At 71.6% G+C, this 26625-nt stretch carries 24 protein-coding genes and 1 pseudogene; 6 read left to right on the forward strand and 19 right to left on the reverse strand.

What is annotated here, in order from left to right; all coding sequences use genetic code 11:
• Positions 1–17: 17 nt before the first annotated feature.
• The 4 genes and pseudogenes from AB0L45_RS33745 to AB0L45_RS33760 all read right to left on the reverse strand — a co-directional run bounded on the left by AB0L45_RS33745 (position 18) and on the right by AB0L45_RS33760 (position 6935).
• Positions 18–2069 carry an APC family permease gene (locus AB0L45_RS33745; protein ID WP_365846870.1) on the reverse strand — a complete coding sequence of 684 codons (2052 nt, stop codon included), beginning with the start codon at positions 2067–2069 and terminating at the stop codon, positions 18–20.
• A 273-nt stretch (positions 2070–2342) separates the two neighbouring features.
• Positions 2343–2936 (reverse strand): annotated as a pseudogene (locus AB0L45_RS33750) (DNA repair ATPase); the annotation flags it as partial.
• 731 nt (positions 2937–3667) lie between these two features.
• Positions 3668–4759, reverse strand: a complete 1092-nt coding sequence (locus tag AB0L45_RS33755) for a helix-turn-helix domain-containing protein (RefSeq protein WP_365846872.1) — start codon at positions 4757–4759, stop codon at positions 3668–3670.
• 157 nt (positions 4760–4916) lie between these two features.
• Positions 4917–6935, reverse strand: a complete 2019-nt coding sequence (locus AB0L45_RS33760) for an NAD-binding protein (RefSeq protein ID WP_365846908.1) — start codon at positions 6933–6935, stop codon at positions 4917–4919.
• Positions 6936–7299: 364 nt separating this feature from the next.
• On the opposite strand from AB0L45_RS33760, the gene AB0L45_RS33765 reads away from it, so the two are divergent.
• Positions 7300–7968, forward strand: coding sequence for a TrkA family potassium uptake protein (locus AB0L45_RS33765; RefSeq protein ID WP_031011502.1), 669 nt, complete (start codon positions 7300–7302; stop codon positions 7966–7968).
• Positions 7965–8633, forward strand: coding sequence for a TrkA family potassium uptake protein (locus tag AB0L45_RS33770; RefSeq protein WP_365846874.1), 669 nt, complete (start codon positions 7965–7967; stop codon positions 8631–8633). The genes AB0L45_RS33765 and AB0L45_RS33770 overlap by 4 nt, the downstream gene beginning before the upstream one ends.
• Before the next feature lie 77 nt (positions 8634–8710).
• Here the strand turns inward: AB0L45_RS33770 and AB0L45_RS33775 are convergent, their stop codons facing one another.
• From AB0L45_RS33775 to AB0L45_RS33790, 4 genes are all read right to left on the reverse strand, one after another.
• The gene (locus AB0L45_RS33775; protein WP_365846876.1) at positions 8711–9559 is read right to left on the reverse strand and encodes a DUF3159 domain-containing protein; all 849 of its coding nucleotides are present in this window, start codon (positions 9557–9559) and stop codon (positions 8711–8713) included.
• A gap of 3 nt (positions 9560–9562) precedes the next feature.
• Positions 9563–9961 (reverse strand): OB-fold nucleic acid binding domain-containing protein, encoded by a 399-nt coding sequence (locus AB0L45_RS33780; RefSeq protein WP_073760467.1) that lies wholly within the window; start codon positions 9959–9961, stop codon positions 9563–9565.
• Positions 9962–10039: 78 nt separating this feature from the next.
• Positions 10040–10723, reverse strand: a complete 684-nt coding sequence (locus AB0L45_RS33785; RefSeq protein WP_365846878.1) for a response regulator — start codon at positions 10721–10723, stop codon at positions 10040–10042.
• Between the two features lie 124 nt (positions 10724–10847).
• Positions 10848–13415 carry a sensor histidine kinase KdpD gene (locus AB0L45_RS33790; RefSeq protein ID WP_365846880.1) on the reverse strand — a complete coding sequence of 856 codons (2568 nt, stop codon included), beginning with the start codon at positions 13413–13415 and terminating at the stop codon, positions 10848–10850.
• A 387-nt stretch (positions 13416–13802) separates the two neighbouring features.
• Between AB0L45_RS33790 and AB0L45_RS33795 the strand changes: the two genes are divergently transcribed.
• From AB0L45_RS33795 to AB0L45_RS33805, 3 genes are all read left to right on the forward strand, one after another.
• Complete coding sequence (locus tag AB0L45_RS33795) at positions 13803–14357, forward strand: hypothetical protein (protein ID WP_365846882.1); 555 nt, start codon at positions 13803–13805, stop codon at positions 14355–14357.
• The gene (locus AB0L45_RS33800; protein WP_365846884.1) at positions 14344–14661 is read left to right on the forward strand and encodes a transcriptional regulator; all 318 of its coding nucleotides are present in this window, start codon (positions 14344–14346) and stop codon (positions 14659–14661) included. The genes AB0L45_RS33795 and AB0L45_RS33800 overlap by 14 nt, the downstream gene beginning before the upstream one ends.
• A 688-nt stretch (positions 14662–15349) precedes the next feature.
• Positions 15350–15916: a GNAT family N-acetyltransferase gene (locus AB0L45_RS33805; RefSeq protein ID WP_365846885.1), complete on the forward strand. Its 567-nt coding sequence runs from the start codon at positions 15350–15352 to the stop codon at positions 15914–15916.
• Positions 15917–15997: 81 nt separating this feature from the next.
• Here the strand turns inward: AB0L45_RS33805 and kdpC are convergent, their stop codons facing one another.
• From kdpC to AB0L45_RS33845, 8 genes are all read right to left on the reverse strand, one after another.
• Positions 15998–16651, reverse strand: coding sequence for a potassium-transporting ATPase subunit KdpC (gene kdpC, locus AB0L45_RS33810; protein WP_365846887.1), 654 nt, complete (start codon positions 16649–16651; stop codon positions 15998–16000).
• 7 nt (positions 16652–16658) lie between these two features.
• Positions 16659–18821, reverse strand: coding sequence for a potassium-transporting ATPase subunit KdpB (gene kdpB, locus AB0L45_RS33815; protein ID WP_365846889.1), 2163 nt, complete (start codon positions 18819–18821; stop codon positions 16659–16661).
• A complete protein-coding gene (kdpA, locus tag AB0L45_RS33820; protein WP_365846891.1) occupies positions 18818–20494 on the reverse strand; it encodes a potassium-transporting ATPase subunit KdpA in 1677 nt (558 codons plus the stop codon). The genes kdpB and kdpA overlap by 4 nt, the downstream gene beginning before the upstream one ends.
• 8 nt (positions 20495–20502) lie before the next feature.
• A complete protein-coding gene (kdpF, locus tag AB0L45_RS33825; RefSeq protein WP_046925563.1) occupies positions 20503–20592 on the reverse strand; it encodes a K(+)-transporting ATPase subunit F in 90 nt (29 codons plus the stop codon).
• A 324-nt stretch (positions 20593–20916) separates the two neighbouring features.
• A complete protein-coding gene (locus AB0L45_RS33830) occupies positions 20917–21873 on the reverse strand; it encodes a hypothetical protein (protein ID WP_365846893.1) in 957 nt (318 codons plus the stop codon).
• A 260-nt stretch (positions 21874–22133) separates the two neighbouring features.
• Positions 22134–22958 (reverse strand): DUF3710 domain-containing protein, encoded by an 825-nt coding sequence (locus AB0L45_RS33835; RefSeq protein WP_365846895.1) that lies wholly within the window; start codon positions 22956–22958, stop codon positions 22134–22136.
• Complete coding sequence (gene dut, locus AB0L45_RS33840) at positions 22918–23439, reverse strand: dUTP diphosphatase (protein WP_365846897.1); 522 nt, start codon at positions 23437–23439, stop codon at positions 22918–22920. The genes AB0L45_RS33835 and dut overlap by 41 nt, the downstream gene beginning before the upstream one ends.
• On the reverse strand, positions 23436–24029 hold the full coding sequence (locus tag AB0L45_RS33845) for a PaaI family thioesterase (RefSeq protein ID WP_030021225.1): 594 nt from the start codon (positions 24027–24029) through the stop codon (positions 23436–23438). Before AB0L45_RS33845 ends, dut begins: the two co-directional genes overlap by 4 nt.
• Positions 24030–24087: 58 nt before the next feature.
• Here AB0L45_RS33845 and AB0L45_RS33850 point away from each other — a divergent pair, with 58 nt between their 5' ends.
• The gene (locus tag AB0L45_RS33850) at positions 24088–24531 is read left to right on the forward strand and encodes a DUF3093 domain-containing protein (RefSeq protein WP_365846900.1); all 444 of its coding nucleotides are present in this window, start codon (positions 24088–24090) and stop codon (positions 24529–24531) included.
• Between the two features lie 176 nt (positions 24532–24707).
• Here AB0L45_RS33850 and AB0L45_RS33855 read toward each other — a convergent pair whose 3' ends face one another.
• The 3 genes from AB0L45_RS33855 to AB0L45_RS33865 all read right to left on the reverse strand — a co-directional run.
• Positions 24708–25475 (reverse strand): hypothetical protein, encoded by a 768-nt coding sequence (locus AB0L45_RS33855; protein WP_365846910.1) that lies wholly within the window; start codon positions 25473–25475, stop codon positions 24708–24710.
• Positions 25476–25577: 102 nt separating this feature from the next.
• Positions 25578–25880 (reverse strand): DUF4193 domain-containing protein, encoded by a 303-nt coding sequence (locus AB0L45_RS33860; protein ID WP_003982531.1) that lies wholly within the window; start codon positions 25878–25880, stop codon positions 25578–25580.
• A gap of 547 nt (positions 25881–26427) precedes the next feature.
• A partial coding sequence (locus AB0L45_RS33865; protein WP_365846902.1) for an ATP-binding protein occupies positions 26428–26625 on the reverse strand: 198 nt, incomplete at its 5' end.

Genomic DNA, 26625 nt, shown 5'->3' on the forward strand with positions numbered 1-26625 from the left:
AGCGGTGTGGCGTGACGCTACTTGCGCGTAGCCGCCTTCTCCTTCTTCGGCTGGGCGACCGGGCCGCGGCGTACCGCGCCGGGCGCGTTCCACTCGGCGCGCTTGCGGGCGCGGCGCTTGGCGGCCTCGGAGGAGTCGAGCTGCCAGGGGACGGAGGTGACCATGACGCCGGGCGAGAAGAGCAGGCGGCCCTTGAGGCGCAGGGCGCTCTGGTTGTGGAGGAGGTGTTCGTACCAGTGGCCGACGACGTACTCCGGGATGTAGACGGAGACGGCGTCGCGCGGGCTCTCGCGGCGCAGGGACTTGACGTAGTCGATGATGGGCCGGGTGATCTCGCGGTACGGGGAGGCGAGGACCTTCAGGGGTACGTCGATGTTGCGGCGTTCCCATTCGGCCTTGAGGGCCTTGGTCTCGGCGGGGTCCACGTCGACGCTGACCGCCTCCAGGGTGCCCGAGCGCATCAGCTTGGCGTAGCTGAGGGCGCGGAGGGTGGGCTTGTGGACCTTGGAGACGAGGACGATCGAGTGCACGCGGGACGGGCGGACCGCCTCGTCGCCCGGTACGTCCTCGGCGGCGATCTCCTCGGCGACCCGGTCGTAGTGGCGGCGGATCGCGGTCATGGTGGCGTAGAAGATCACCATGCCGAGGACGGCGACCCAGGCGCCGTGGCTGAACTTCGTCAGCAGGACGACGACGAGCACCAGGCCGGTGAGGGTGGCGCCGAAGGCGTTGATGGCCCGGGAGCGGTGCATCCGGCGGCGCTTGGCCGCGTCCTTCTCGGTGCTCAGGTGGCGGTTCCAGTGGCGGACCATGCCGACCTGGCTGAGCGTGAAGGAGACGAAGACGCCGACGATGTAGAGCTGGATCAGGCGGGTGGAGTCCGCGCCGTAGAGGTAGACGAGGACGATGGCCGCGCCGGCCAGCAGCACGATGCCGTTGGAGAAGGCCAGCCGGTCGCCGCGGGTGTGCAGCTGGCGCGGCAGGTAGCGGTCCTGGGCGAGGATCGAGCCGAGCAGCGGGAAGCCGTTGTACGCGGTGTTGGCGGCGAGGAAGAGGACCAGCGCGGTGGCGGCGGCGAGCACGACGAAGAAGAACGTGCCGTCGCCGAAGACCGCGGCGGCGACCTGCGAGATGACCGGGTTCTGGACGTAGCCGGAGCCGACCGGGACGCCGTTGTGCAGCAGGTCCTTGGCCGGGGTCTCGGCCATCTTGACGTCGGTGGCCATGGCCAGGCCGATGATGCCGCAGAACATGGTGACGGCCAGGCCGCCCATGAGCGCGAGCGTGGTGGCGGCGTTCTTCGACTTGGGCTTGCGGAAGGCGGGGACGCCGTTGGAGATCGCTTCGACGCCGGTGAGGGCGGCGCAGCCGGAGGAGAACGCGCGCAGCAGGAGGAAGACGAGGGCGAAGCCCGCGAGGCCGCCCTGTTCGGCGTGGATGGTGAAGTCGGCGGTGGGCGCCTTCATGGTGTCGCCCATGATCGCGCCGCGCACCACACCCCAGATGATCATGATGAAGACGCCGGCGACGAAGATGTACGTCGGGATCGCGAAGAGCTTGCCCGACTCCTTGACGCCGCGCAGGTTCATCAGCGTCAGCAGCACGATCATGGCGATCGCGCAGAGCGTCTTGTGTTCGGTGACGAACGGGATCGCCGAGCCCAGGTTCTCCACCCCGGAGGAGATGGAGACGGCGACGGTCAGGACGTAGTCGACCAGCAGCGCGCTGGCGACGGTCAGCCCGGCCTTGGGCCCGAGGTTGGTGTTGGCGACCTCGTAGTCACCGCCGCCGCTCGGATAGGCGTGCACATTCTGCCGGTAGGACGCCACGACCGTGAACATCAGCACCACGACCGCGACCGCGATCCAGGGGCTGAAGTGGTACGCCGACACGCCCGCGACGGACAGGACGAGCAGCACCTCGCCCGGGGCGTAGGCCACGGAGGAGAGCGGGTCGGAGGCGAACACGGGGAGCGCGATGCGCTTGGGGAGAAGGGTTTCTCCGAGCTTGTCGCTGCGCAGTGCGCGCCCGATAAGGATCCGTTTGGGCACGTCGGTCAGTTTGGACACGCAGAGGATGCTAAGCCTTCGTCAAGGCAGTCGCCCACCCGCCACCCGCGCGGGCGGCGGCGATGGGTCCGTATGCCGGGACCGAATTCCGCGGCCGCTGCGGCCACCAGCGCTTTCATCGTCCCTGCACAACACGGGCCGACGCTCCCCGCCCCCTTCTTCTTCGCTACGTCTTCTTAACGCCGCGGGATTTCCATGACTTCGTAAAGAGCGGTGTCCGGCGCCCCGGGATTTCTACGGTTTCTTAACGGGCCGGGTGACACCGATACCGGCTCACGCCGTCCCGGCCGGCCGTGATCTCCACATCTTCTTCACCTCGGCCCAGCGCCGCGCCTGCCCGGGTGTGAGGCGGCCGCGCAGCTCGGCCAGCTTCAGGAGATTGGCCTCGGCGCCGGTGGTGAGGGTCTGCGCCTCGCCGCGGTAGTGATCGTCGATGAGCGACTCCAGCTCCGTGTCGTTCGTCACGGGGACCAGGCGCGCCGCCATCTTGTGGGTGTTGCGGTAGGAGCCCTGGAGGAGGAACGGCGGCTCGGTGCGGGTGGCGTCCGCCTGCGCGGCGGAGGCGATGTAGGCGCGGTTGACGGTCAGCGCCGCCTCGCGGAAGCGCAGCAGCCCGCGCAGTACGGAGACGGTCTCGCGCAGCTCGGCCGTGCCGTAGGGGTGGGTGGGCCGGTCGGCGCGTACGGAGTCGTCGCCCTCGGCCATCCGGACCAGCAGCCCGAGGTCGGCGCGGTCGCGGGCGGCGAGCGGGGCGAGGACCGGGTGGGCCGGCAGCGCGTTCTCGATGTGGGAGTGGGCGAAGAGCGCTTCCTTGCCGCTGAGCACGCCGCCGAGGTTCCACACGTCGGCGCGGTTGGCGAGCATGTCCGCGAAGATCAGCGCGCTGCTGCCGGCGGTTAGGCCGGTCTCCTCCGTACGGACCTGGATGACGGCGGTCGAGCCGTCGTCGGCGCGCACCTCGGCCTGGCCGAATCCGGACGAGACGCGGCCGGTGCGGAGGACGCACACCCGGCCCACGAAGTCGTCCCGTGAGGCCACCCGTTCAGGAGGCAGCAGGCGGCGGGCCGGCCGTACCGCGGCACGGGTGCCGGCCCAGGCCGCGAGCAGCGCGAGCGCCGGCGCGGCGGCGCGCAGCGGCACGCTCCCGGTCAGCGCGGCGCCGGCCAGGGACACGGCCCAGGCGATCAGCACGCCGAGTGAGAGGGTGACCGTCACGGGCAGTCCGGCGGAGCCGCCGTCGACACCCTCACCCCCGTCGAGGATGTCGACGCCTGCCCCGCCGAACAGCACCAGCAGCCCGTACGCGGCTACCACCAGCAGCGCGAAGGTGAAGAACACGGCCGGGAAGACGAGTGCGGCCCGGGTGAACGCGCCGAAGTCCGCCATGGTGTCCGTCCCCCGTTCGCGTGTGTTCCTGCCGGTTCCCAGATCGTGGCAGGGCGGAGGGGGACCGCACATTGCCGGATTCCGGCAATCTTCATGCGTTCCTGATGTCCTGTTAACGGGGCACGGTCTTGCTTCCGGGGGTGGCCGGGCGGTAAACGAACGGCCCGGAAAACGCCCATGTCCGCCAGCCCGCGGGCTTCGTGGCCCCGGGCCTACAGCGGCTTGTCCGGCCAGCCCAGCAGCCGTGCGCCCATCGCCGCCGTCTCCAGCGTGAAGCGCTGCAGGCCGTCCGCCGGGTCGTAGCCGGTCAGGAACGTGATGCGCTCCAGGCGGTACGACAGGGTGCGCACGCTCACCTTCAGGCGCCGGGCGGCCTCGGCGTTGACGTACCCGGACGCCGCGAGCGCCCCGATCGTCTCCAGCAGCGGTCCCGCACCGCCACGCGACCGGGTCAGCGGCCCGAGGACCGTGTGCACGAGGTCGGCCATGGCGGCGCGGTCGCGCAGCAGGACGGGGAAGACCAGCAGGTCGGCGGCGCGCAGGACCGGTTCGTCCAGTTCCAGCTGCTCGGCCAGCTCCAGTGCGCCCAGTGCCTCCTCGTAGGAGTGCACCACGCCGCCCGCGCCGGAGTGCACCCGGCCGATGGCGACCCGCCGCGCGCCGGGCCGCCCCACGTCGGGCCAGCGCGCGTACGCGGCGAAGGCGTCCAGGACCGTACGCTCGCGGCTCGCGCCGACGCAGACCAGCCGGCCCTCCTTCGTGGTGATCAGGACGTCGCGGTCGCCGAACCGGCCGAGCAGTTCACGTTCGACCCGGCGGGCGACCGGGTGGACGTCGTCGAAGGGCTCGTCGCCCTCGGCGACGGCGACGGCGTGCTCGTGGGCCAGCCGCAGCCCGAACCGCTCGGCGCGCTCGGCCAGCCGTCCCAGGTCGCTGCGCCCGTACAGCAGGTCGTCGACGAACTCGCGCCGCGCGGCCTCCTCCTGGCGTACGGCGAGCCGCTGCGCGCGTTCGTGCCCTTCGCCGAACGCGGCGATGGCGGCGTCCACCGCGCCCAGCACCGCGTCGCCGGTACGGGCCCGCTCCGCCGCCCCGGCGGCCCGCGCCACGCCGGGCAGCGCGCCCCAGACCCGCCGCGTCTCCCCCAGGAAGAGGCCGACCAGCTCACGCAGCCCGTGGCCCGACTCGGCGGCCCGCTCCCCCAGTTCCCGCAGCGCGTCCAGTTCCGCGCGCCGGGGCAGCCGCCCGGTGTCGGACACCTCGGCGAGGAGGGTGGCGTACCCCTCCAGGTACTCCGCGGGCATCCCGCCGTCCTGCACCGTCCGTACTCCCTGCCACCGCGTCGCACACCGCCCCGGCTCTCGGGGCACCGTCCATCCTGCCGGACGTCCGCGGCGGCTCCGGCCCGGTACGTCCGAGGCGTCCGGCCTGGCGGTCCCCGGGGCGGTCGCCCTACGCGCCCTACGCCTCCTGCCGGGCCGCCCCCGCAGCGCGCGAGTGCCGGGTGACCAGTTCACCCAGTCCCTGACGGGTGGCGACGAGCAGGACACGGTCCTGGGGGCGCAGCGCGTATCCGTCCCCCAGTTCCCGTACGAGCCGGGCGCGGGCGCGCTCCGGCGGTGCCTGGGCGGCGCCGGGCGCGGTGTCCGCCGGGTCGTCGGGGGCGGAGGTGTCCACGGCCAGCACGCGCAGCAGGCCGGGCCGGAACACCTCGGCGATCGTGTGGCCCTCCAGAGCCGCGTGGCCGCGCACCTCGACCCGGGCCACCAGCAGCACCTTCCGCTCGACGGGGATGGCGCCGATGATCTGGCGGCCCATCATCGCGCCGGCGAAGGCGGGCGCGGCCAGGAAGCTGACGCTGCGGCTGCGGGTGCGCGCCTGGGGGTGGGCGGCGCGCAGCGTGCGGTAGACGGCGGTGGCGAAGCGGTCGTCGAACAGGCGCAGTGTGACCCGCAGCTGCGGCTTGACCGAGCGGGCGTAGAGAGCTGCCTCCAGGTTGGTGGTGTCGTCGCTGGTCAGGGCCAGCAGGGCGTGCGCGCGCTGAATTTTCGCGGCTTCCAGTACGCCTTCGTGCGTGACGTCTCCCACCACCGTCGGCACCCGCAGCCGGCGCGCCAGCGCGATGCCGCGCGCCTCGGGGTCCGCTTCCACACACACCACAGGGGTGCCCAGCTCATGCAGTTGGGTCAGTACCCGCGTACCGACCTTTCCGAGGCCCAGCAGCACCACGTGCCCGGACAGTCCGCGCGGCGGGCGGCGCAGTGCGGTGGCGTTACGGAAGGTGCCGAGCCCTTCCAGCGCGGCGGCCACCAGGACCGGCAGCAGCAGCAAGCCGGTGAGGCCGGACAGGAGTTGCAGCACCTTGCGGGAGACGGGTTCGCCGATCGCCGGTTCGTTGATGGCGAAGAGGTCGAGGAGCGAGAGGTAGGTGGCGTGCAGCGGGGAGTCGCCGGTGGTCACGGAGGAGGCGACGGCCAGCGCGAGGACGGCGCCGACGACGCCGGCCAGCGACCAGCGCAGCCTGCGGGAGAAGAAGGAGCCCAGCGGCACACCCCGGCCGCGCAGGCTGCCCAGCCCCCACCGGGCGCCCGCACGCCGCTCCGGGCGCCTGGGGCCGTTCCGGCTGCCGGGGCGCGACTGGCGGCCCTGGTAGGTGACGGTTTCCAGAACGACGGTGCCGCGCCCGGCGGCCGCCGCCGCGGTGGCTTCGTCGGGGAGCAGCTCGGGCCCGTCGTCGGCGGAGGGTCCGTCCCCACCCGGCGCGTCCGACGGGCCCGCGGCCACGTCCGCCGTACCGGACAGGACGGCCAGCGGGCAGAGCCCGGAGGCGGTGGCAGGGCCCTGCCGGGCGGGGCTGCGCTCCACGGCCCGCAGCAGCAGGCCGTCGGCCTCGATGACTTTGCTGGTGCCCGCGACGGCGGTGCCCGCCAGCGCGGGAGCCACGGTGTCGGCGTCGGACAGGACCGTGGTGGACGCGTCGGCCCCCTCGGCGTCCAGGGCGCCGACCGCCGCGGCCTGGTCGAGCAGCTGTTCCAGGTACTGGCCGAGCTTGCGGTTGTAGAGGCGGATCACCAGGCGCAGCCGGGGGTTGAGCCGCCGGGCCCGCAGCGCGGCGTGGATGTTGGTCTCGTCATCGTCGTACACCAGCGCGAGCGCGCCGGCCGCGCCGATACCGGCCTCGGCCAGGGTGTCGTCGTCCGCCTCCGCCGCCTCCAGGACCCGTATGGGCTCGTCGGGCGGATCATCGGCGCTCCCGTCGCCGCCGGGAGCATCAGGCGCGCCGGTCTGCGTACGCACCATGGCGGCCGAGACCCGCCCCAGCAGGGCCTGGGCCCGTCCCAGGGCTCCGGGGGGCGGCGGGATGCGGGGCCGGTGCGGTTCCCTGGCGGAGGGGACGACGAGCGTGACGCGCTCCCGGTAGACGTCCTTGAGTTCGGCGGCGAGGCGGCGCGCGAGGGCGTCGTCGCCGCAGACGACCATATGCGGGGCGAGTGCGCCCTGTTGGGGCTGCTGAGGCACGGTGGACACGATGCTCAGCGTGCCGCACGGAGCGGGGGTGGCGCACATGATCACGTACGGTGGCGGGCTCCGCCCTGGTCGCGGCCGGGCCGGACGCGCCCGCCACGGGCACCCCGGTCCATGATCGACGACCAGATTCCCGCCCGTACCGCAAGGAAACTTACCCTCCTCTTATGTTCTCTTGTCACTTTCTTAACGCCCCAGAGAGCCGTGCGGGCGAACTGCGTGGATGCAGCGGCTCCCACGCCAGGTAGCGTGGTCGCCGAACACGCCAGGTCGAAGCAGCCGGCGTCACAGCACAGGGAAAGGTGCGAGGTAGGGGCCGATGCACATCGTCATCATGGGGTGCGGGCGGGTGGGTTCCGCGCTCGCACAGACCTTGGAGAGCCAGGGTCATACGATCGCGGTGGTCGACCAGGACCCGACCGCCTTCCGCCGCCTGGGCTCCGGCTTCGGCGGCCGCCGGGTCACCGGGGTCGGCTTCGACCAGGACACGCTGCGCGAAGCCGGCATCGAGGAGGCGGGCGCCTTCGCCGCCGTCAGCAGCGGCGACAACTCCAACATCATCGCGGCCCGGGTGGCCCGCGAGATGTTCGGGGTGGAGAACGTTGCGGCCCGGATCTACGACCCGCGCCGCGCCGAGGTCTACCAGCGCCTGGGCATCCCCACGGTCGCCACCGTGCGCTGGACCGCCGACCAGATGCTGCGCCGGCTGCTGCCCTCCGGGGCCGAGCCGCTGTGGCGCGACCCGAGCGGCGGCGTCCAGCTCGCCGAGGTGCACACCTCGCCGGCCTGGGTGGGCCGCAAGATCAGTCAGCTCCAGGAGGAGACCGGCGTCCGTGTCGCCTTCCTCACCCGCCTGGGTGAGGCGATGCTGCCGACGTCGCAGACCGTGCTGCAGGAAGGCGACCTGGTGCACGTGATGATGCGCACCGACGAGGTCGAGAAGGTGGAAGCGGTGTTCGCCGAAGGGCCCGAGGAGGCGCACGCATGAGGGTCGCGATCGCGGGCGCGGGTGCGGTGGGCCGGTCCATCGCGGGCGAGCTGCTGGAGAACGGGCACGAGATCCTGCTCATCGACAAGGCGCCGACGGCGATCTCGGTCGAGCGGGTGCCGCTGGCGGAGTGGCTGCTGGCCGACGCCTGCGAGATCACCTCGCTGGACGAGGCCGCGCTGCAGCGCTGCAACGTCGTCATCGCGGCGACCGGCGACGACAAGGTCAACCTCGTCGTCTCGCTGCTCGCCAAGACCGAGTACGGCGTGCCGCGGGTGGTGGCCCGCGTGAACAACCCCAAGAACGAGTGGCTGTTCAACGAGGCCTGGGGCGTGGACGTCGCCGTCTCCACCCCGCGCCTGATGTCGGCGCTGGTCGAGGAGGCGGTGAGCGTCGGCGATCTCGTACGGCTGCTGCGCTTCAGCCACGGCGACGCCAACCTCGTGGAGCTGACGCTGCCTCCGGAGGCGGCGCTGGCCGGCACCCGGGTCGGGGACGTCGAGTGGCCGGAGGACACCTCCCTCGTCACGATCATCCGCGGCACCCGCGTGCTCACCCCCAACCAGGAGGACGCGCTGGAGGCCGGTGACGAGCTGCTGTTCGTCGCGGCCCAGTCGCGCGAGGAGCAGCTGGAGGACCTGCTGTCGGTACGCCGCGAGGCGTGACCGCCGACGGGTGACACCTGACGGCGAAGGGCCCGGGAACCAGGCGGTTCCCGGGCCCTTCGGCGTGCGTACGGCTCTCAGCCCCGCTGCTGCGAGGTACGGGGCTGCTCGGCGGCCAGCGCCTGCGGCGTGACGTCCGCGGCGAGGTCGGCGGCGACCCCGTCCAGGACGCCGTTCTCGCGCCCGCGCCGCGCCTTCGCCTCCTCCTCGGCCTTCTCCTTGGCCTCCATCTCCGCGAAGACGTCGATCGGCGCCGGTGCCTTGGCCAGGAACAGCCAGGTGAGATAGACCGCCAGCAGGAACGGCGGAATCTTCAGCGCGATCAGCACCCAGCCCAGGTGTGTGGTGTCCGCCCACCAGTACAGCGGGAAGAGGATCGCGCACTTGGCGAGCAGGATCGCGCCCCAGGCGTAGCTGGCCTTGGCGTACGCCTTCTTGCGGCCCGGGTTGCGGGTGCGCCAGGAGAGGTTCTCCTTGAACACCGGCCCCAGGATCAGGCCGATCAGCGGCGCGCCGGCCAGGGTGGTGACGATGTAGGCGACGCCCAGGCCCAGGGTGTAGAGCATCCCGGGCAGGTAGAAGTCCTTGGCGTTGCCGGTCATCATCGCGAAGACCACGCCGAAGGCCACCCCGAAGACGCCGCTGAAGGCGTGCTTGACGGTGTCCTTGCGCACCAGGCGGGCGGCGGCCAGCACCAGCGAGACCGCCAGGGCGGCGATCGCGGAGAGGTGAAGGTCCTTGTTGACCGTGTAGATCGTGACGAACAGCAGGCCGGGCAGCACGGTCTCGACCATGCCGCGCACGCCGCCGAAGGCCTCGAACAGGGCGGCCTCCGTGACGGCTCTGCCGTCCGCTGCGGCCTCCTGTTCCTGGGCCGGCTCGCCGGCCGGTCCGGTGGTTCGGTTCGGTCGGTCGTCAGACGTCACCGGCTACTCCTGTCCGAGTGGTCGGAGTTCGTATTTCGGATTGAACAGCACCCGGCGGCCGTGGCTCATGGAGATCCGGCCGGAGGCGATGAGCTTGCGGCCCGGCTCTATGCCGGTGATGGCACGCCGTCCGAGCCACACCACGTCCAGTGCGGCGGAGCCGTCGAACAGCTCCGCCTCCAGGGCCGGCACACCGGCGCGGGGCCGCAGCGTCACATGCCGCAGCGTGCCGGTGACCTTGACGATCTGCCGGTCGTCGCAGTCGCAGATGCGGGTGCAGCCCGTGTTCTGTGCGTCCTGCTGCAGCTCGGCCGACTCCAGCTCCTCCTCGGAGGAGGACAGCCTGTCGAGCATCCGGCGGAAACGGCCTGCCGGCTTCTCGGATCTGGTCCCAGCGCTCATGAACCCAGCGTACCGGTGCGCGGGGCCCGGGATCACGGCCCCGCACGGCGCCGCACCGCCTCTTTCGGGGACCGGCGGTCACTGCTCGAAGCGGTAACCCATCCCGGGCTCGGTGATGAAGTGCCGGGGGTGCGAGGGGTCGCTCTCCAGTTTCCGGCGCAGCTGGGCCATGTAGACCCGCAGGTAGTTGGTCTCGGTGCCGTACGAGGGGCCCCAGACCTCCTGGAGGAGCTGCTTCTGGCTGACGAGACGGCCCGTATTGCGGACCAGGACTTCCAGCAGATGCCACTCGGTCGGCGTAAGGCGCACGTCCCGGCCGTCGCGGTTGACCTTCTTCGCGGCCAGGTCGACGGTGAAGCCCTCGGTCTCCACGACCACCTCGTCCTCGGCCGGCCCGGTCGGCTCGGCGCGGCGCACCGCGGCCCGCAGCCGGGCCAGCAGCTCGTCCATCCCGAACGGCTTGGTGACGTAGTCGTCCGCCCCGGCGTCCAGCGCCTCGACCTTCTCGTCGGAGGTCTGCCGGGCGGAGAGCACCAGGATGGGTACGCGGGTCCAGCCGCGCAGCCCCTTGATCACCTCCACGCCATCCATGTCCGGCAGGCCGAGGTCCAGGACGATCACGTCGGGGTGGCGGGCGGCGGCCAGCTTGAGGGCGGTGGCCCCGTCGGGGGCGGCGTCGACCTCGTACTTGCGCGCCTTCAGGTTGATCACGAGGGCCCGTACGATCTGCGGCTCGTCATCGACCACAAGCACCCGGTTCACTGTCGTTCTCCTCGTGGTGGGGAAACCCGCCGGGCCGTGCCCGCGGGGTGTCGGCTGGATGGCGGCTCCAGTGGGCCGGGGGGCGGCACGCGCGGTGCCGCTCCGTGGGCGGCGGGACGCCGGTTCACGTCGTCGCCTGGGCCGGGATGTCGGGCTGCACCGTAGGTCCGCCGGGCGCGGCACGGAGCGTGAGGACCATGGTCATGCCCCCGCCGGGGGTGTCCTCGGCGGCGAGGGTGCCGCCCATCGCCTCCGCGAAGCCGCGGGCGACGGCCAGGCCCAGTCCCACGCCCGCGCCGCGCGGGGCGTCACCGTACCGCTGGAAGGGTTCGAAGATCCGGCCCTTGGCGCTGTCCGGCACGCCGGGGCCGCGGTCGGCGATGCGCAGTTCGACGCGGTCGCCGAGGGCGCTGGCGGAGACCAGGACACGCTCGCCGTCGGGGCTGTACTTGACGGCGTTCTCCACCAGGTTGGCGACGGAGCGTTCCAGCAGGCCCGGGTCGACGGCGACGATCGGCAGTTCCTCGGGGATGTCGAGGGTGACGCTGCCTTCGGGGACGCCGCCGAGCGCCATCGGCACCACCTCGTCCAGGTCGATCTCGCGGATCAGCGGGGTGACCGTGCCGGTCTGCAGGCGGGACATGTCCAGCAGGTTGCCCACCAGGTGGTCCAGCCGGTCGGCGCCCGCCTCGATGCCCGCCAGCAGCTCCGCCTCGTCCTCCTCGGACCAGGCCACGTCGTCGGAGCGCAACGAGGTCACCGACGCCTTGATGCTCGCCAGGGGCGTGCGCAGGTCGTGGCTGACGGCGGCCAGCAGCGCCGTACGGATCCGGTTGCCCTCGGCCAGCTCGCGGGCCCGCTCGGCCTCGCCGACCAGCCGCTGGCGGTCCAGTACGACGGCGGCCTGGGCGGCGAAGGCGGCCAGTACGCGGCGGTCCTCGGCGGGCAGCACCCGGCCGGTCAGCGCCAGCGCCATGTGGTCGCCGACCGGCATGTCCACGTCCGCGTCCTCGGGGCGCTGCAGCGGCCTGGCCTCCGGGTCGTCGACCGCGGGGCCGCCGACGCGCCCCGCGCAGGTCCACGGCTCGACGTCGCCGGCCCGCTCCAGCAGCGCGACCGAGTCCATGCCGAAGGTCTCCCGTACCCGCTCCAGCAGCGCGTCCAGCGTCGTCTCGCCGCGCAGCACGCTGCCCGCCAGGAAGGAGAGGATCTCCGACTCGGCGCGCAGCCGCGCCGCCTGGTGGGTGCGGCGGGCGGCCAGGTCGACGACGGAGGCCACCGAGACGCCGACCGCGAAGAAGATCAGGATGGCGACGATGTTCTTGGGGTCGGCGATGGTGATCGAATGGGTGGGCGGGGTGAAGTAGAAGTTCAGCAGCACCGAGCCGACGGCGGCCGCGGCGAGCGCCGGCATCAGTCCGCCGAGCAGCGCGGCGGCGACGGTCAGGAAGAGGAAGAGCAGGACGTCGTTGGCCAGTCCCGGGCCGTTGTCGATGGCGGTGAGCAGCAGCGACAGCAGGGCCGGCGCGATGACGCCGACCAGCCAGCCGGCGATGATCCGGGCCCGCCCGAGCCGGGCACCGCGGGCCACGGGCAGGCCGCGGCCCTTGGCGACCTCGTCGTGCGTGACGATGTGGACGTCGAGGTCGGGCCCGGAATCCCGGGCGACGGTGGCGCCGACGCCCGGCCCGAAGACGTACTGCCAGGCCTTGCGGCGGCTGGAGCCCAGCACGATCTGGGTGGCGTTGACCCCGCGGGCGAACTCCAGCAGCGCGTTCGGTATGTCATCGCCGATGACGTGGTGGAACGTGCCGCCGAGGTCCTCGACGAGGGTGCGCTGCACGGCCAGTTCCTTGGGCGAGGCGGAGGTCAGCCCGTCACTGCGCGCTATGTAGACGGCCAGCACCTCGCTGCCCGAGCCCTTGGCCGCCATCCGGGAGGCGCGGCGGATGAGCGTCCGCCCCTCGGGGCCGCCGGTGAGGCCGACGACGATGCGCTCGCGCCCCGCCCAGATCTTGGAGACGCTGTGCTCGGAGCGGTACTGCTGGAGGTACTCGTCGACCCGGTCGGCGACCCACAGCAGCGCCAGTTCCCGCAGGGCGGTCAGGTTGCCCGGCCGGAAGTAGTTCGACAGGGCGGCGTCCACCTTGTCGGGTTTGTAGATGTTGCCGTGCGCCATGCGGCGCCGGATCGCCTCGGGTGACATGTCGACCAGCTCGATCTGGTCGGCCCTGCGGACGATCTCGTCCGGGACGGTCTCACGCTGGCGCACCCCCGTTATCGACTCGACGACATCGCCCAGCGATTCCAGGTGCTGGATGTTGACCGTGGAGATCACGTCGATCCCGGCCTCCAGCAGCTCCTCGACGTCCTGCCAGCGCTTGGTGTTGCGGGAGCCGGGGACGTTGGTGTGCGCGAGCTCGTCGACCAGCGCCACGGCCGGCGCGCGGCGCAGCACCGCGTCCACGTCCATCTCGGTGAAGGTCGAGCCGCGGTACTCCAGCTCGGCGCGCTCGGTCTGCTCCAGACCGTGCAGCATGACCTCCGTACGGGGCCGGTCGTGGTGCTCGACGAACGCCACCACGACGTCCGTACCGCGCTCCACCCTCCGGTGCGCCTCGGACAGCATCGAGTACGTCTTGCCGACGCCCGGTGCAGCGCCGAGATAGATCCGTAGCTTGCCGCGTGCCATGGCCCCATTGTCTTACGTGAAGGCCGCCCCCACCGGGCTGAACCTGAGGCGACCCTACCGACCCCACACCCTGACAAAAGCCGCAGGTGACGGCTGTGGGGCAGGTCTTGACGCGACTCTGATACGGGGCGGGCCGGCCGGTCCGGGCCGCTGCTGGGCAGGGGGGCGTCCCGTTGGCGGGCCCACTGCCGGGCAACGGCATCCCATCGACGGACCCACTGCCGGGCAACGGTATCCCGTCGACGGACCCACCGCTGGGCGGCGGTGGCCCCTTACCGGACCCGCCACCGGGCGGCGGTGCCTCATTGACGCACCCACCGCCGAGAAACTAGTTTCCTCTCAGGAAACAGGTTCCGCTGGAGCAACGAGAACTCCGAGGAGGCAGCCATGTCACCCACACCATCGCCGTCCGCCCCCGACGCCCCCCGCCCCTCGCCGGACGAAGCGGCCCGCGCCCTCGCGGACATCGGCCGCCGCCGGGACCAGGCGCACAGCTCGGCCGTCGAAGCCCGGTGGGTGTACGTGCTCTCCGGCGTCGTCTTCTGCGCGCTCTTCGCCGCCCCCGACTTCCTCGGCCAGGAGGCGAGCCGCTGGACGCCCGCGGCCTTCGGGGCCCTGGCCGTCGGGTACGTGGCGCTGCTCAACACCCGTAAGGGCGCGGCGGCGCTGGGCAGCCCCGTCCGTACCCGCAGGCAGGAGATCACCCCGCGCTTCCGCCGTTACGCGCTGCTCACCCTGCTCGCCGTACTCCTGGCCGGCTTCGCCCTCCAGCTGCTGCCCCCGGACCGGCATTTCGGTGTGCCCTACTGGCGGACCGCGGTGGGCGCGGCGGGCGGCGCCGCGCTGGCCCTGTTCGGGCCGCGCTGCCGGCGGGCGCTGCTCTCGGCCGCCGTACGCGACGGCCGCGGCACGGGAAGAAGCGCCTTCCATGGCACCCACTGAATTCGACCCCGTCCTCCTGGACCCCACCCGGCTGACGATCGTCTCCCTGCTCGCGGGCGTGCAGTGGGCCGAGTTCGGGTGGGTGCGGGAGTCGGCGGGCCTGTCCGCCTCCGCCCTGTCCAAGCAGATCAGCACGCTGGAGTCGCACGGGTACGTCGAGGTGCGCAAGGGGTACGTCGGCAAGCGCCCGCGTACCTGGGTGAACCTCGGCGACGGCGGGCGAACCGCGCTGGAGGCACACGCGGCGGCTCTCCAGCGGATCGTCGAGGCGTCACGGCGCACGGCGGGCGGGGACGGCGCTTAAGGCGCGCCCTTCGCATCGCCCTGGCCTTGCGTCGGGACGCGGCGCAGGTTCAGTTCGGTCTTCGGGCGGGCCGGGAGCTTGTCGTCCAGCTGCCGGCCGAGCGGCGCGGCGATCTCCAGAGCGGCCCGCGGCCCGATGCCCCGGTAGAGGTGGCCCGGAGACGGGCGGTGCCGGACGTGGGCTTCTCCCCGTTCAGCACCTTCTCGACGCGGGTCCGGGCGAAGCCGGGCTCGCCCTCGTGGCGCAGTTCCCGCCATGCCGCCCACCACTGGGACCGGACGGTGATCCACCCCAGAGCGCGGTCCAGCATCCGGAACGCCGGCTTTCCAGGAAGAAGAACACCGCGAAGACGAACTCCCCCACGAGCCCGAACGCGAGCAGCAAGGCGAACACGACGAGGAACACCGCCACATGCACCGGGAAGTGGATCAACATCCCCAGGTGACACAGGATCAGCACCCGCCGCGAGCGGACGGGCCTCGGCCCCCAGCCCGCGCCCGGGTGCGGCGGCGGGCTGCCGGGCCGGACGTACGGCGGGCCGGGCTGGTGGTACGGCGGGGCCGCGGGCGTGCTCACGGAGCCATCCCACCATGGGCGGACCAGTACATGACAACGCGCCACGGACCGCCCGACCGTCACCCCGCCGACACTCCTCCGGCACCCCCACCACCTCCACGATCATGACCCCATGACCGACGCACCCACTCACCCCGCTCCCCTTACCCCGCACCTCCACCTCACCCACACCGCGGACCTCGACGCCCCTGCCCGCGCCGCGGCCAAGGCGCTCCTCCACGACGTCTTCGAGGGCAACTTCTCCGAAGAGGACTGGGACCACGCTCTGGGCGGCGTGCACGCCCTGGTCCGGGAGGGCGACGAGCTGATCGGCCACGCCGCCGTCGTACAGCGCCAGTTGCTGTACGCCGGCCGCCCCCTGCGGTGCGGCTACGTGGAAGGCGTCGGCGTCCGCGCGGACCGGCGCGGCCGGGGCCACGGCGCCGCCATGATGACGGCCCTCGAACACGTCGTACGCAGCGCCTACGACCTGGGCGCCCTCAGCGCCTCCGACACCGCCGCCGGTTTCTACCCGGCCCGCGGCTGGCGCCGCTGGCAGGGCCCGACCGCCGTCCTCTCCCCCACCGGCCTGCACCGCACCCAGGAGGAGGACGGCGCCATCCACGTCCTCCAGGGCGACACCCCGCTGGACCTGACGGAACAGCTGGCGTGCGACTGGCGGAGCGGGGACGTCTGGTGACATGCCCGAGCAGGCCCCCCGTCCGGGCACCGGGGGCCTGCTCAGTTCCTCACCTGCTCAGCTGCTCACTCGGCCGGTTCCTCACTTGGTGAGTTGCCGCAGCCCCATGTTCAGCCTGAGCACATTCACCCGGGGCTCCCCCATGAACCCCAGCACCCGGCCCTCCGTGGTGTCCGCGACCAGGCGTTCGACCTTCGCGGGGTCCAGGTGGTTCTCCTTGGCCACCCGGGCGGTCTGGAGTCGGGCGTACGCCGGGGAGATGTCGGGGTCGAGACCGGAGCCGGAGGAGGTGACGGCGTCGGCCGGGACCTTCGACTCGGGGACGCCGTACGTCTCGGCGACCCACTTCTTGCGCTCCTTGACGGCGGCGATCAGGTCGGTGTTGGTGGCGCCCTGGTTGGAGGCGCCGGAGACCTGGAGGTCGTACTGGGTGTTGACGCCGTTGGTCTGGTTGCTGCCCAGACCCGCGGACGGGCGCGGCTGGAAGTACCGCAGGTCGGGGACCGGGTTGCCGTCCTTGTCCGTGCCCTTGTCGTAGCGCTGGCCGAGGAGTTCGGAGCCGACCGTCCGGCCGTCCTGCCGTACCTCGGAGCCGTTGGCCTTGTCGTGGAAGGCGGCCTGGGCGACGCCGGTGACCACCAGGGGGTAGAGCACGCCGCAGACCACGGTCAGGGCGAGCAGGGCGCGCAGTCCGGCGCCGAGCAGGCGGGCGGTGTTGCGTACCGAGTTGTTCATGAGGAAGTCACCCGATCCCGGGGATCGCAGAGATGAGCAGGTCGATGAGTTTGATGCCGATGAAGGGCGCGATCAGTCCGCCCAGCCCGTAGATGCCGAGGTTGCGGCGGAGCATCCGGTCGGCGCTCACCGGGCGGTAGCGCACGCCCTTGAGGGCGAGCGGTACGAGCGCGACGATGATCAGCGCGTTGAAGATGATCGCGGACAGGATCGCGGTCTGCGAGCTGTGCAGCCGCATGATGTTGAGGGTGTCCAGGCCCGGGTAGGCCACCGCGAACATCGCCGGAATGATCGCGAAGTACTTCGCGACGTCGTTGGCGATCGAGAAGGTGGTCAGCGCGCCCCGGGTGATCAGCAGCTGCTTGCCGATCTCGACGATCTCGATGAGCTTGGTCGGGTTGGAGTCCAGGTCCACCATGTTCCCGGCCTCCTTGGCGGCCGAGGTGCCGGTGTTCATGGCCACACCGACGTCCGCCTGGGCCAGGGCCGGCGCGTCGTTGGTGCCGTCACCGGTCATGGCGACCAGCTTGCCGCCCGCCTGCTCGCGCTTGATCAGCGCCATCTTGTCCTCGGGAGTGGCCTCCGCGAGGAAGTCGTCCACGCCCGCCTCGTCGGCGATGGCCTTGGCCGTCAGCGGGTTGTCGCCCGTGATCATGACGGTCTTGATGCCCATCTTGCGCAGCTCGACGAAGCGCTCGCGCATGCCGTCCTTGACGACGTCCTTGAGGTGGATGACGCCGAGGACGCGGGCGCCCCGCGCGTCCTCCAGGGCGACCAGCAGCGGTGTGCCGCCGGCCTCGGAGATGCCGTTGGCCAGCCGGTCGGCGTCGTCGGCGACGGTGCCGCCCTGCTCCCTGACCCAGGCGATCACCGAACCGGCCGCGCCCTTGCGGACCTTGCGTACGGAGCCGTCCTCGGTGACGTCCACGCCCGACATCCGCGTCTGGGCGGTGAAGGGCACCCACTCGGCGTCGGCCAGCTCACCCTGGTGGCGCTCGCGCAGGCCGTACTTCTCCTTGGCCAGGACGACGATCGAGCGGCCCTCGGGGGTCTCGTCGGCGAGCGAGGACAGCTGCGCGGCGTCCGCGACCTCGGCCTCGGTCACGCCCTTGACGGGGACGAACTCGGCGGCCTGGCGGTTGCCGAGGGTGATGGTGCCGGTCTTGTCGAGCAGCAGGGTCGAGACGTCGCCGGCGGCCTCGACCGCGCGCCCGGACATCGCCAGCACGTTGCGCTGGACCAGGCGGTCCATGCCCGCGATGCCGATGGCCGACAGCAGCGCGCCGATCGTCGTCGGGATCAGACAGACCAGCAGCGCCAGCAGTACGATCATGGGCTGCTCGGCGCCCGCGTAGATCGCGAACGGCTGGAGGGTGACCACGGCCAGCAGGAAGACGACGGTGAGCGAGGCGAGCAGGATGTTCAGCGCGATCTCGTTCGGGGTCTTCTGCCGGGCGGCGCCCTCGACCAGGTTGATCATCCGGTCGATGAAGGTCTCGCCGGGCTTGGTGGTGATCTTGACGACGATGCGGTCGGAGAGCACCTTCGTACCGCCGGTGACCGCGGACCGGTCACCGCCGGACTCGCGGATGACCGGGGCCGACTCGCCCGTGATGGCGGACTCGTCGACCGACGCCACGCCCTCGACGACGTCGCCGTCACCGGGGATGATGTCGCCCGCCTCGCAGACGACGAGGTCGCCGATGCGCAGCTCCGTGCCGGGCACCTGCTCCTCGGAGGCGCCGTTCAGACGGCGCGCCACCGTGTCGGTCTTGGCCTTGCGCAGCGTGTCCGCCTGGGCCTTGCCGCGGCCCTCGGCGACCGCCTCCGCCAGGTTGGCGAAGATCACGGTGAGCCAGAGCCAGACGGCGATGGCCCAGCCGAACCAGTCCGCGGGGGACGCGATCGCGAAGCACGTGGTCAGCACCGAACCGACCTCGACCACGAACATCACCGGTGACTTGATCATCACCCGGGGGTCCAGCTTGCGCAGCGCGTCCGGCAGCGACCTGACCAGCTGCTTGGGGTCGAACAGGCCGCCACCGACACGGCCGCCGCCGTCCGGCGGGTGCCCGCCCGGTACGTCCTGGTGGGGCGCGCGGGACGAAGTCGCGGTGGACATGGAGCGGTGCTCCTCTTGCTGTACGTCGTGGTTCACATCGGTGGTCATGACAGCCCCTCCGCGATCGGGCCGAGGGCCAGCGCCGGGAAGTACGTCAGGCCGGTGATGATCAGGATCGTGCCGACCAGCAGCCCCGCGAAGAGCGGCTTCTCGGTACGGAGCGTGCCCGCCGTCTCCGGGACCGGCTGCTGCTCGGCGAGCGAGCCGGCCAGGGCGAGGACGAACACCATCGGCAGGAAGCGGCCCAGCAGCATCGCCAGCCCGATCGTGGTGTTGTACCAGGGGGTGTTCGCGTTCAGGCCGCCGAAGGCCGAGCCGTTGTTGTTGGCGCCGGAGGTGAACGCGTACAGCACCTCCGAGAAGCCGTGCGAACCCGCGCCCAGCGCCTTGGTGTTGAGCATCGAGCCCAGCGCGTCCGGCAGCACCATCGAGACGGCGGTGAAGCCGAGCACGAGGGTCGGGGTGACGAGGATGTAGCAGGCCGCGAGCTTGATCTCGCGGGTGCTGATCTTCTTGCCCAGGTACTCGGGCGTCCGGCCCACCATCAGGCCCGCGATGAACACCGCGATCACGGCCATCACGAGCATGCCGTACAGGCCGGATCCGACACCGCCGGGTGCGATCTCGCCGAGCATCATGCCCAGCAGCTGGATGCCGCCGCCGAAGGCCGTGAAGGAGTCGTGGAAGGAGTCCACCGCGCCGGTCGAGGTGAGGGTCGTGGCGACCGAGAAGATCGACGAACCGCCGATGCCGAAGCGGTTCTCCTTGCCCTCCATCGCCGCGCCGGCCGCCTGGAGCGCCGGGCCGCCGTGCGCGAACTCGGTCCACATCATCAGGGCGGTGAAGCCGAGCCAGATGATCCCCATCGTGGCGAGGATCGCGTAACCCTGCCGTACGTTGCCGACGAGCCGGCCGAAGGTACGGGTCAGCGCGAACGGGATGACCAGGATGAGGAAGACCTCGAAGAGGTTGGTGAAGCCGTTCGGGTTCTCGAACGGGTGGGCCGAGTTGGCGTTGAAGTAGCCGCCGCCGTTGGTGCCCAGCAGCTTGACGACCTCCTGGGACGCGACCGCGCCGCCGTTGGTCTGCTGGGCGCCGCCCAGGAACTGCCCGACCTCGTGGATGCCGGAGAAGTTCTGGATGGCGCCGCACGCGACGAGCACGAGCGCGCCGAGGACGGCGATCGGTATCAGCACCCGCACGGTGCCGCGCACCAGGTCGGCCCAGAAGTTGCCCAGGTCGCCGGTGCGGGTCCGGGAGAAGCCGCGTACGAGGGCGATCGCCACCGCCATGCCCGTCGCGGCCGAGACGAAGTTCTGCACCGCCAGGCCTGCCGTCTGCACGACGTGGCCCATGGCCTGTTCACCGCTGTACGACTGCCAGTTGGTGTTCGCGACGAACGACGCCGCCGTGTTGAACGCCTGGTCCGGACTGATCGACGCGAAACCGAGCGACAGCGGCAGGCCGCCCTGGAGGCGCTGCAGCAGGTAGAGGAAGAGCACACCGGCCACGGAGAAGGCGAGGACGCCGCGCAGATACGCGGGCCAGCGCATCTGCGCGTCCGGGTCGGCACCGATGCAGCGGTAGATCACCTTTTCGACGCGCAGGTGCTTGCGCGAGCTGTACGTGGCGGCCATGTGGTCGCCGAGGGGACGGTACGCCAGGGCGAGCGCCGCGACGAGCGCGGTGAGCTGGAGCACGCCGGCCAGGATGGGGCTCATCGGGACGCTCAGAACCTCTCCGGGAAGACGAGGGCGAGGACCAGGTAGCCGAGCAGGGCGACGGCGACGATCAGCCCGACGATGTTCTCGACGGTCACAGCCTCGTCACCCCCTTGGCGACGAGGGCCACCAGCGCGAAGACCGCGAGCGTGGTGACGACGAAGGCCACGTCGGCCATCGTGTGCTCCTAGTGGTTTCGGTGAAACGGACCCCTAGAGCAAACCTCCAACCCGACCGTTTCCGACCACCGTTGACGCCTCCCTTACGGCCATTAGCACCCCGTTGACGATTCCCATACGCCCCCCGACCTGACCTGCAAAAACACCGAAGGGCCGCACCCCTCGAAAGGAGGTACGACCCATCGGGACGCGGATTTTCGGCCTCCGCGGGCGCTCGCGGGGAGCGCCGGTGACGGCATCCGGTCAGGAGGTCCAGAGCGACCGCATCAGCTCACGGCGCTCCACCGGGGCCTCGGCCCGTACAAAGGCTCCCGAAGCGTCGCGGTGGATGCAGTCGATGCCGTAGCGGTGCAGGAGAGCGAGGTCGCTGCGCACCGGCAGGGACGGGAGCAGCGCGCTGAGGCGGTCGGGCGGCGCCGGGCAGTACGGCGCGTAGTCCAGCAGTTGACCGAGCGCCTGGCGGACGCACTGGTGGGAGGCGTCGCTCTTGGCCTCTATGAGCTCGGCGCCCTCGGCGTCGTCGAGATAGAGGTCGCTGATGCCCGACCGGCAGTAGAAGCGGCCGGCCGGCCCTCGCCCGCAGGACGCGAGGTGCTCCCGGTAAGCAGCCACCAGCCGTGCTTCCCGGCGGTCGACGACGACGAGCCGTCCGGTCCTGCGGTACGAGGCCGAGGAGGTGCGCATCTCCTCCGCCGCGGCCCGGCGGACGGCTTCGCGGGCATCGTCCGCGGTCGGCGCGGGGACCGGTTCCGTGCAGGCCCGGCTGAAGAACAGACCGGAAGTAATCATGAAGGCGTCCAGAACGGACTGTGCCTTGTCATCGCGCAGGACCTTCAGTCCCGGGTGGGTGTACTGCGGCTGGTACCCGAGCACGGCGTTCAGTTCGGTGTACGGGATGTCCACCTCGGCCAGGTCCAGCACGGTGTAGACGGTGTGCCAGCTGGGGCCGTCCTGCTTCGGGGGCCATAAGAGGTCGGCCAGTTCGGCGTTGCGGAAGATCGTCCCGATCTCCCCCACCGCCCGCACCTTGTTCTGTCCGGTGAACAACACGATGTCGCCGGGCACGACGTCGTGCAGCTTCTTGTCGTGCTTGGGCACCGCGCCCCAGAAACACGCCGTGCCGTCCGGGTGGGCAGCCTGCAGCCGGGCACGCTGATCGTCGGTCAGCGCACGGGCGTACCTGTCGTCGGTGAAAGCCACGGGCTGGTCGACGGTGTCGGCCCAGTGGCGGCGTGTCGCTGAACTCCCGTAGGAAGGCGATATAAGAACGCGCACGGAAGCGCTTCCTCCGATTCGAATACTGAGGGGCGGGCGGAAACTGCCCCCGAACTGGAGGAAGCGTGGCACACCGGCGCCGCGCGCCACGTGAAGGAGCGCTCCGACGGCCCGATACGCACGTCGCTCCCGTCACCGCGAGGGCTACGGGAGCGACGTGACGGTGCGCCGGACGGCGCCGCGCGTCAGCGGATTTCGGTGATTTCGGGGCCGCGTTCGAGGCGTTCCACGCCGCCGCCGAAGCGGGAGGTTTCGCCCGGTTCCTGCTGGACGCCGTCGGGGACCATCTGGGCGTCGTCGGGGAGCTTGAGGACGATGGGGTCGCGGGGGGCCATGGGGGCTTCGCCGCGGACGACGACGGTGTCCTTGAAGATGTGTTCCAGGATGCCGGCGGCCTCGGGCTGGACCGCGCCCTGGCCGGAGATGACGCCGCGCAGGAACCAGCGCGGGCCGTCGACACCGACGAAGCGTACGACCTGGACGCCGTTGGTGCCGTCCGGGAGCTGTACGGGGACCTGCGCGCGCAGTTCCCAGCCGAGCGGGCCCTCGACCTCGTCGATGATGCCGCCCTGCTGGGTGATCCCGGCGCCGATCTCCTCACGCACCTCGCCCCAGATGCCCTCCTTCTTGGGAGCGGCGAACGCCTGGAGCTGTACGGCGCTGTCCTGGAGGACCACGGTCGCCGCGACGATCGCGTCCCCCGCGACCTCCACCCGCAGCTCCATGCCCTCGACGCCCGGCACGAACATGCCGCCCAGGTCCACCCGCCCCTCGGCGGGGTCCGTGACCTCGGAGAGGTCCCAGGGGCCGTCGGGGCGGGGGGCCGGGGGCAGGCTCACCCGCGTCTCCTCCTCGCCGGACCCGGCGCCCTCGTCCGCAAAAGTCTCGTCCGAGGCCGTCTCGTCGGCTGCTTCCGCCGGCCGGGCCGACTCTGCGGGAGCCTCGTTCTTCTTGCGACGACCGAACACGTCACTGTCCTTCCCGGTCGGCACCGACCGATGCGTATCCATTCCCACCCGTGGAGCCGTCCACCGCCGCATGACCGCCGGTGGAACCGAATCCCCCCTCGGCCCGCGCCGAGCCGGGAAGTTCCGCCACCTCGTGGAAGCGCACCTTCTCGACCTGCTGGACGACCAGTTGGGCGATCCGGTCGAACCTCTCGAACCGCACGCTCTCACGCGGGTCCAGATTGACCACGATCACCTTGATTTCCCCACGGTACCCGGCATCCACCGTCCCGGGGGCATTCACGAGCGCCACTCCGCACCGGGCCGCCAGGCCCGAGCGGGGGTGCACGAACGCCGCGTACCCGTCGGGCAGGGCGATGGACACTCCGGTGGGGAGCACCGTCCGCTCCCCCGGCGCGAGTTCCGCCGCCGCGGTGGTGACCAGGTCGGCGCCCGCGTCACCGGGGTGCCCGTACGCGGGAAGCGGCACCTCCGGGTCCAGACGCCGGATCAGCACATCCACCGGATTGCGTACCTGACTCACGGGTTCACCTCAAAAGCACGAGCTCGTCTGACCTGGTCGGGGTCGGCCATGGCGGCCTGGATCTCGGCCGGCCGTCCGTTGTCGATGAAGTGGTCGACCTTGACCTCGACGAAGACGGCGTCGGCGCGCACCGCGACCGGGCCCTCGGGCCCGCCGATGCGGCCCACCGCCGTCGAGTAGATCTTCCGGCCGTGGACGGCGGTTATCTCCGCGTCCAGGTGCAGCACCGTGCCGACCGGCACGGGGCGCAGGAAGTCGGTCTCCAGGCGGCCGGTCACCGCGATCACCCGGAGCAGCCAGTTCAGCGAGCCCAGCGTCTCGTCCAGGGCGGTGGCCAGTACGCCGCCGTGCGCGAGGCCGGGTGCGCCCTGGTGGGCCTCCTTGACCGTGAACTCGGCGGTCACCCGTACGCCGTCCTCGGCGCGGGCCTGCAGCTGCAGGCCGTGGGCCTGTGCCGCGCCGCAGCCGAAGCAGTGGTCGTAGTGCGCGCCGAGGAGTTCTCCGGGCGCGGGGGCGTCGGGGTGCCGCACCGGGGCGACGGCGTCGGCCGGTGGCGTCAGCCGCGTCGGGGCCTTGTCGGTTCCACTCACGAGTGCAGACCCTACCCGCGCGCGTAACCGGCCCGCGCCGTCGTGCCAAGCTGGAGCCATGCAGTCGTACGAAGAACGCCTCACCGCGCCCCGCTCCTGGTGGGTGATCGCCGGCCTGATCGGCGTGGCCTGCGCCCTGATGCTGCTCCCGCTGGGGACGCTGCCGATGCTCGGCGGGCTGATCGGCGGTGCGGCGCTGTCCGCGGTGGCGGTCAGCTCGTACGGCTCGGTGCGGATCCGGGTGGTGGGCGACTCGCTGATCGCCGGCGACGCCCGGATCCCGGTCTCGGCGCTGGGCGAGGCCCGGCCGCTGGACCCGGAGGAGGCGGTGGCGTGGCGGACGCACAAGGCGGACACCCGCGCCTTCATGCTGCTGCGCAGCTACGTCCGGACCGCGGTGCGGATCGAGATCACCGACCCGGCGGACCCGACTCCGTACGCGTACCTCTCGACCCGCGACCCGGAGCGCCTGGTGGCCGCGCTGGCGGCCGTACGGGCCTGAAGCGTCCCTGAGGGGGCTGCGGGAGCGGACGGGCGCCCAGGGGGCGGACGGGCGCCTTCGGGCGGCACAGCGGCCTTGGCGGCCCTTGTGGGGTGCTGCGGGCGCGTTCGGAGGGTTTCCGGAGGTCCTGGCGCTTCAGGCCGTCTCCGGCGGCCGTACGACGGCTCGGCGGGCCCTCAGGCGGCGCTCTCCGGCGGCAGCGGCGCCGGGCCGGTGTCCGGCAGCGCGCCGGCGTCCGGCAGGGCGTCCCACGGCACCTGTCTGGCGCGCAGGTCCTTGCGGATCTTCTCCGCGAGCTTCTTGGTGTCCCGCCGGTTCATGAACGCGCCGACCGCGGCGCCGACCATGAACGGGGTCAGGTTCGGCAGGTTGCGCAGGGTGCGCTTCATGATCTGCTGGCGCAGCTCGCGCTTCATCTGGCCGCCCAGCGCCGCGTTGACGGTCGTGGGTCTGGTGACGTCGATGCCGCGTTCCTCGGTCCACGCCGTCAGGTAGGCGGTGGTGCGCTGCCCGAGGCTGCCGGGCGGACGCAGGCCGTAGACCTCGTGGAGCTCGGCGATGAGCTTGATCTCCACGGAGGCCACTCCGACGATCTCGGCGGCCAGCTCGGCCGGCATGGCGGGCGGTACCGGCAGCATCGCCGCTGCGCCCACCCCCGCGCCTACGGCGGCGGCGCTGCGCGCGCCACCGGAGACCAGTTTGTCGGCCAGTTCCTCGGGGGTCAGGCCGGGGAACTGCCGGCGCAACGTCGCCAGGTCGCGGACCGGGATCCGCGGGGCGTTGTCGAGGATGCGCTCGGCGACCGCCGCCAGGCCCTTTCGGGCGCTCGCGCGGCCCTTCCTGGTGCCGCGGCCCACAGCCGCCGCGAGCGAGGCCGCACGGCCTCGCTCCTCCAGTGCACCGGTCGTCCGCTCCGGGGGCAGGGCGGTCGGGTCGGCGGGCACGGGCGCGTTTTCGTCGCGTGATCGTGCGCCGGCCGCCGGGCCTTTCTCGCCCTTGCGTCCCTTACGGAACGGGTTCACGCCTGCCACGGCGTCGACCGGTCCTCAGGCCGCGCAGTCGCGGCAGATCGGCTGGCCGTTCTTGTCCTCGGCGGCCAGCTGGCTGCGGTGGTGGACCAGGAAGCAGCTCATGCACGTGAACTCGTCCTGCTGCTTGGGCAGCACCCGGACGGCGAGTTCCTCGTTGGAAAGGTCGGCGCCGGGCAGTTCCAGGCCCTCGGCCTGCTCGAACTCGTCGACGTCGACGGCCGAGGCGGACTTGTCGTTCCGCCGCGACTTCAGTTCTTCGATGCTGTCCTCGTTGAGGTCGTCATCTGTCTTGCGTGGGGTGTCGTAATCCGTAGCCATGTCGCTCTCCCCCTCTGGGTGTCTGCGGTGTCTCCAGCGCACGTAACGCGTGAGAGGCCGGACTTGTGCCCGACCTGAGGCGGAGATTTTGCCTCACATCAAGGTCTGTTACTCAATCGACACCCAACCGCACCCCTGAAGAGGTGATCGGTTTGGATGGCGATCAGGACCGTACACGGTCCGAATGTCGCACCTCGCGCACGCCATCACGTGTACTTCCCGTGATCAAGGCCCCTGGAAACCCGGATTTTCCCGGCCTTCCGCCGACCATTCCGATCACGGAGAGTGGGTGGCTCGAATCTCGCGCCTGTGAGGGATCACACACGGACGGGCCGTCGGGCGGACCGTAGGAATTCAGCGCAAAGCGAACTCGGCGAAGGATCCATGGCCGCCCGGCGTCACGTCAAGCCGGGGTGGCCGGCGTGCGGAGGGCGACCAAGAGTGCCAAGAGGTCGGGTCCTGGGTCAAAAAGGACAGCAGGACGGGCCGGCGGCCGCGGGCGGAGGCGATGGCCCCGCCCGCGGTCCCCACGCCCGTCCACGGCCCCTCACAGCGGCAGGACGACCCGCATCTCCAGTCCGCCGCCCTCGCGGGGCGTCGCCGTGATGCTGCCGTCGTGTGCGCGCACCACGGAGCGCACGATGGACAGGCCGAGGCCGACGCCCTTGTCGCTGCCGGTCCGCTCCGTACGCAGGCGCCGGAACGGCTCGAAGAGGTTCTCCACCTCGTAGGCCGGGACGGCCGG

The sequence above is a fragment of the Streptomyces sp. NPDC052496 genome (genome assembly GCF_040679095.1).
In the GTDB taxonomy this organism is placed as follows: Bacteria; Actinomycetota; Actinomycetes; order Streptomycetales; family Streptomycetaceae; genus Streptomyces.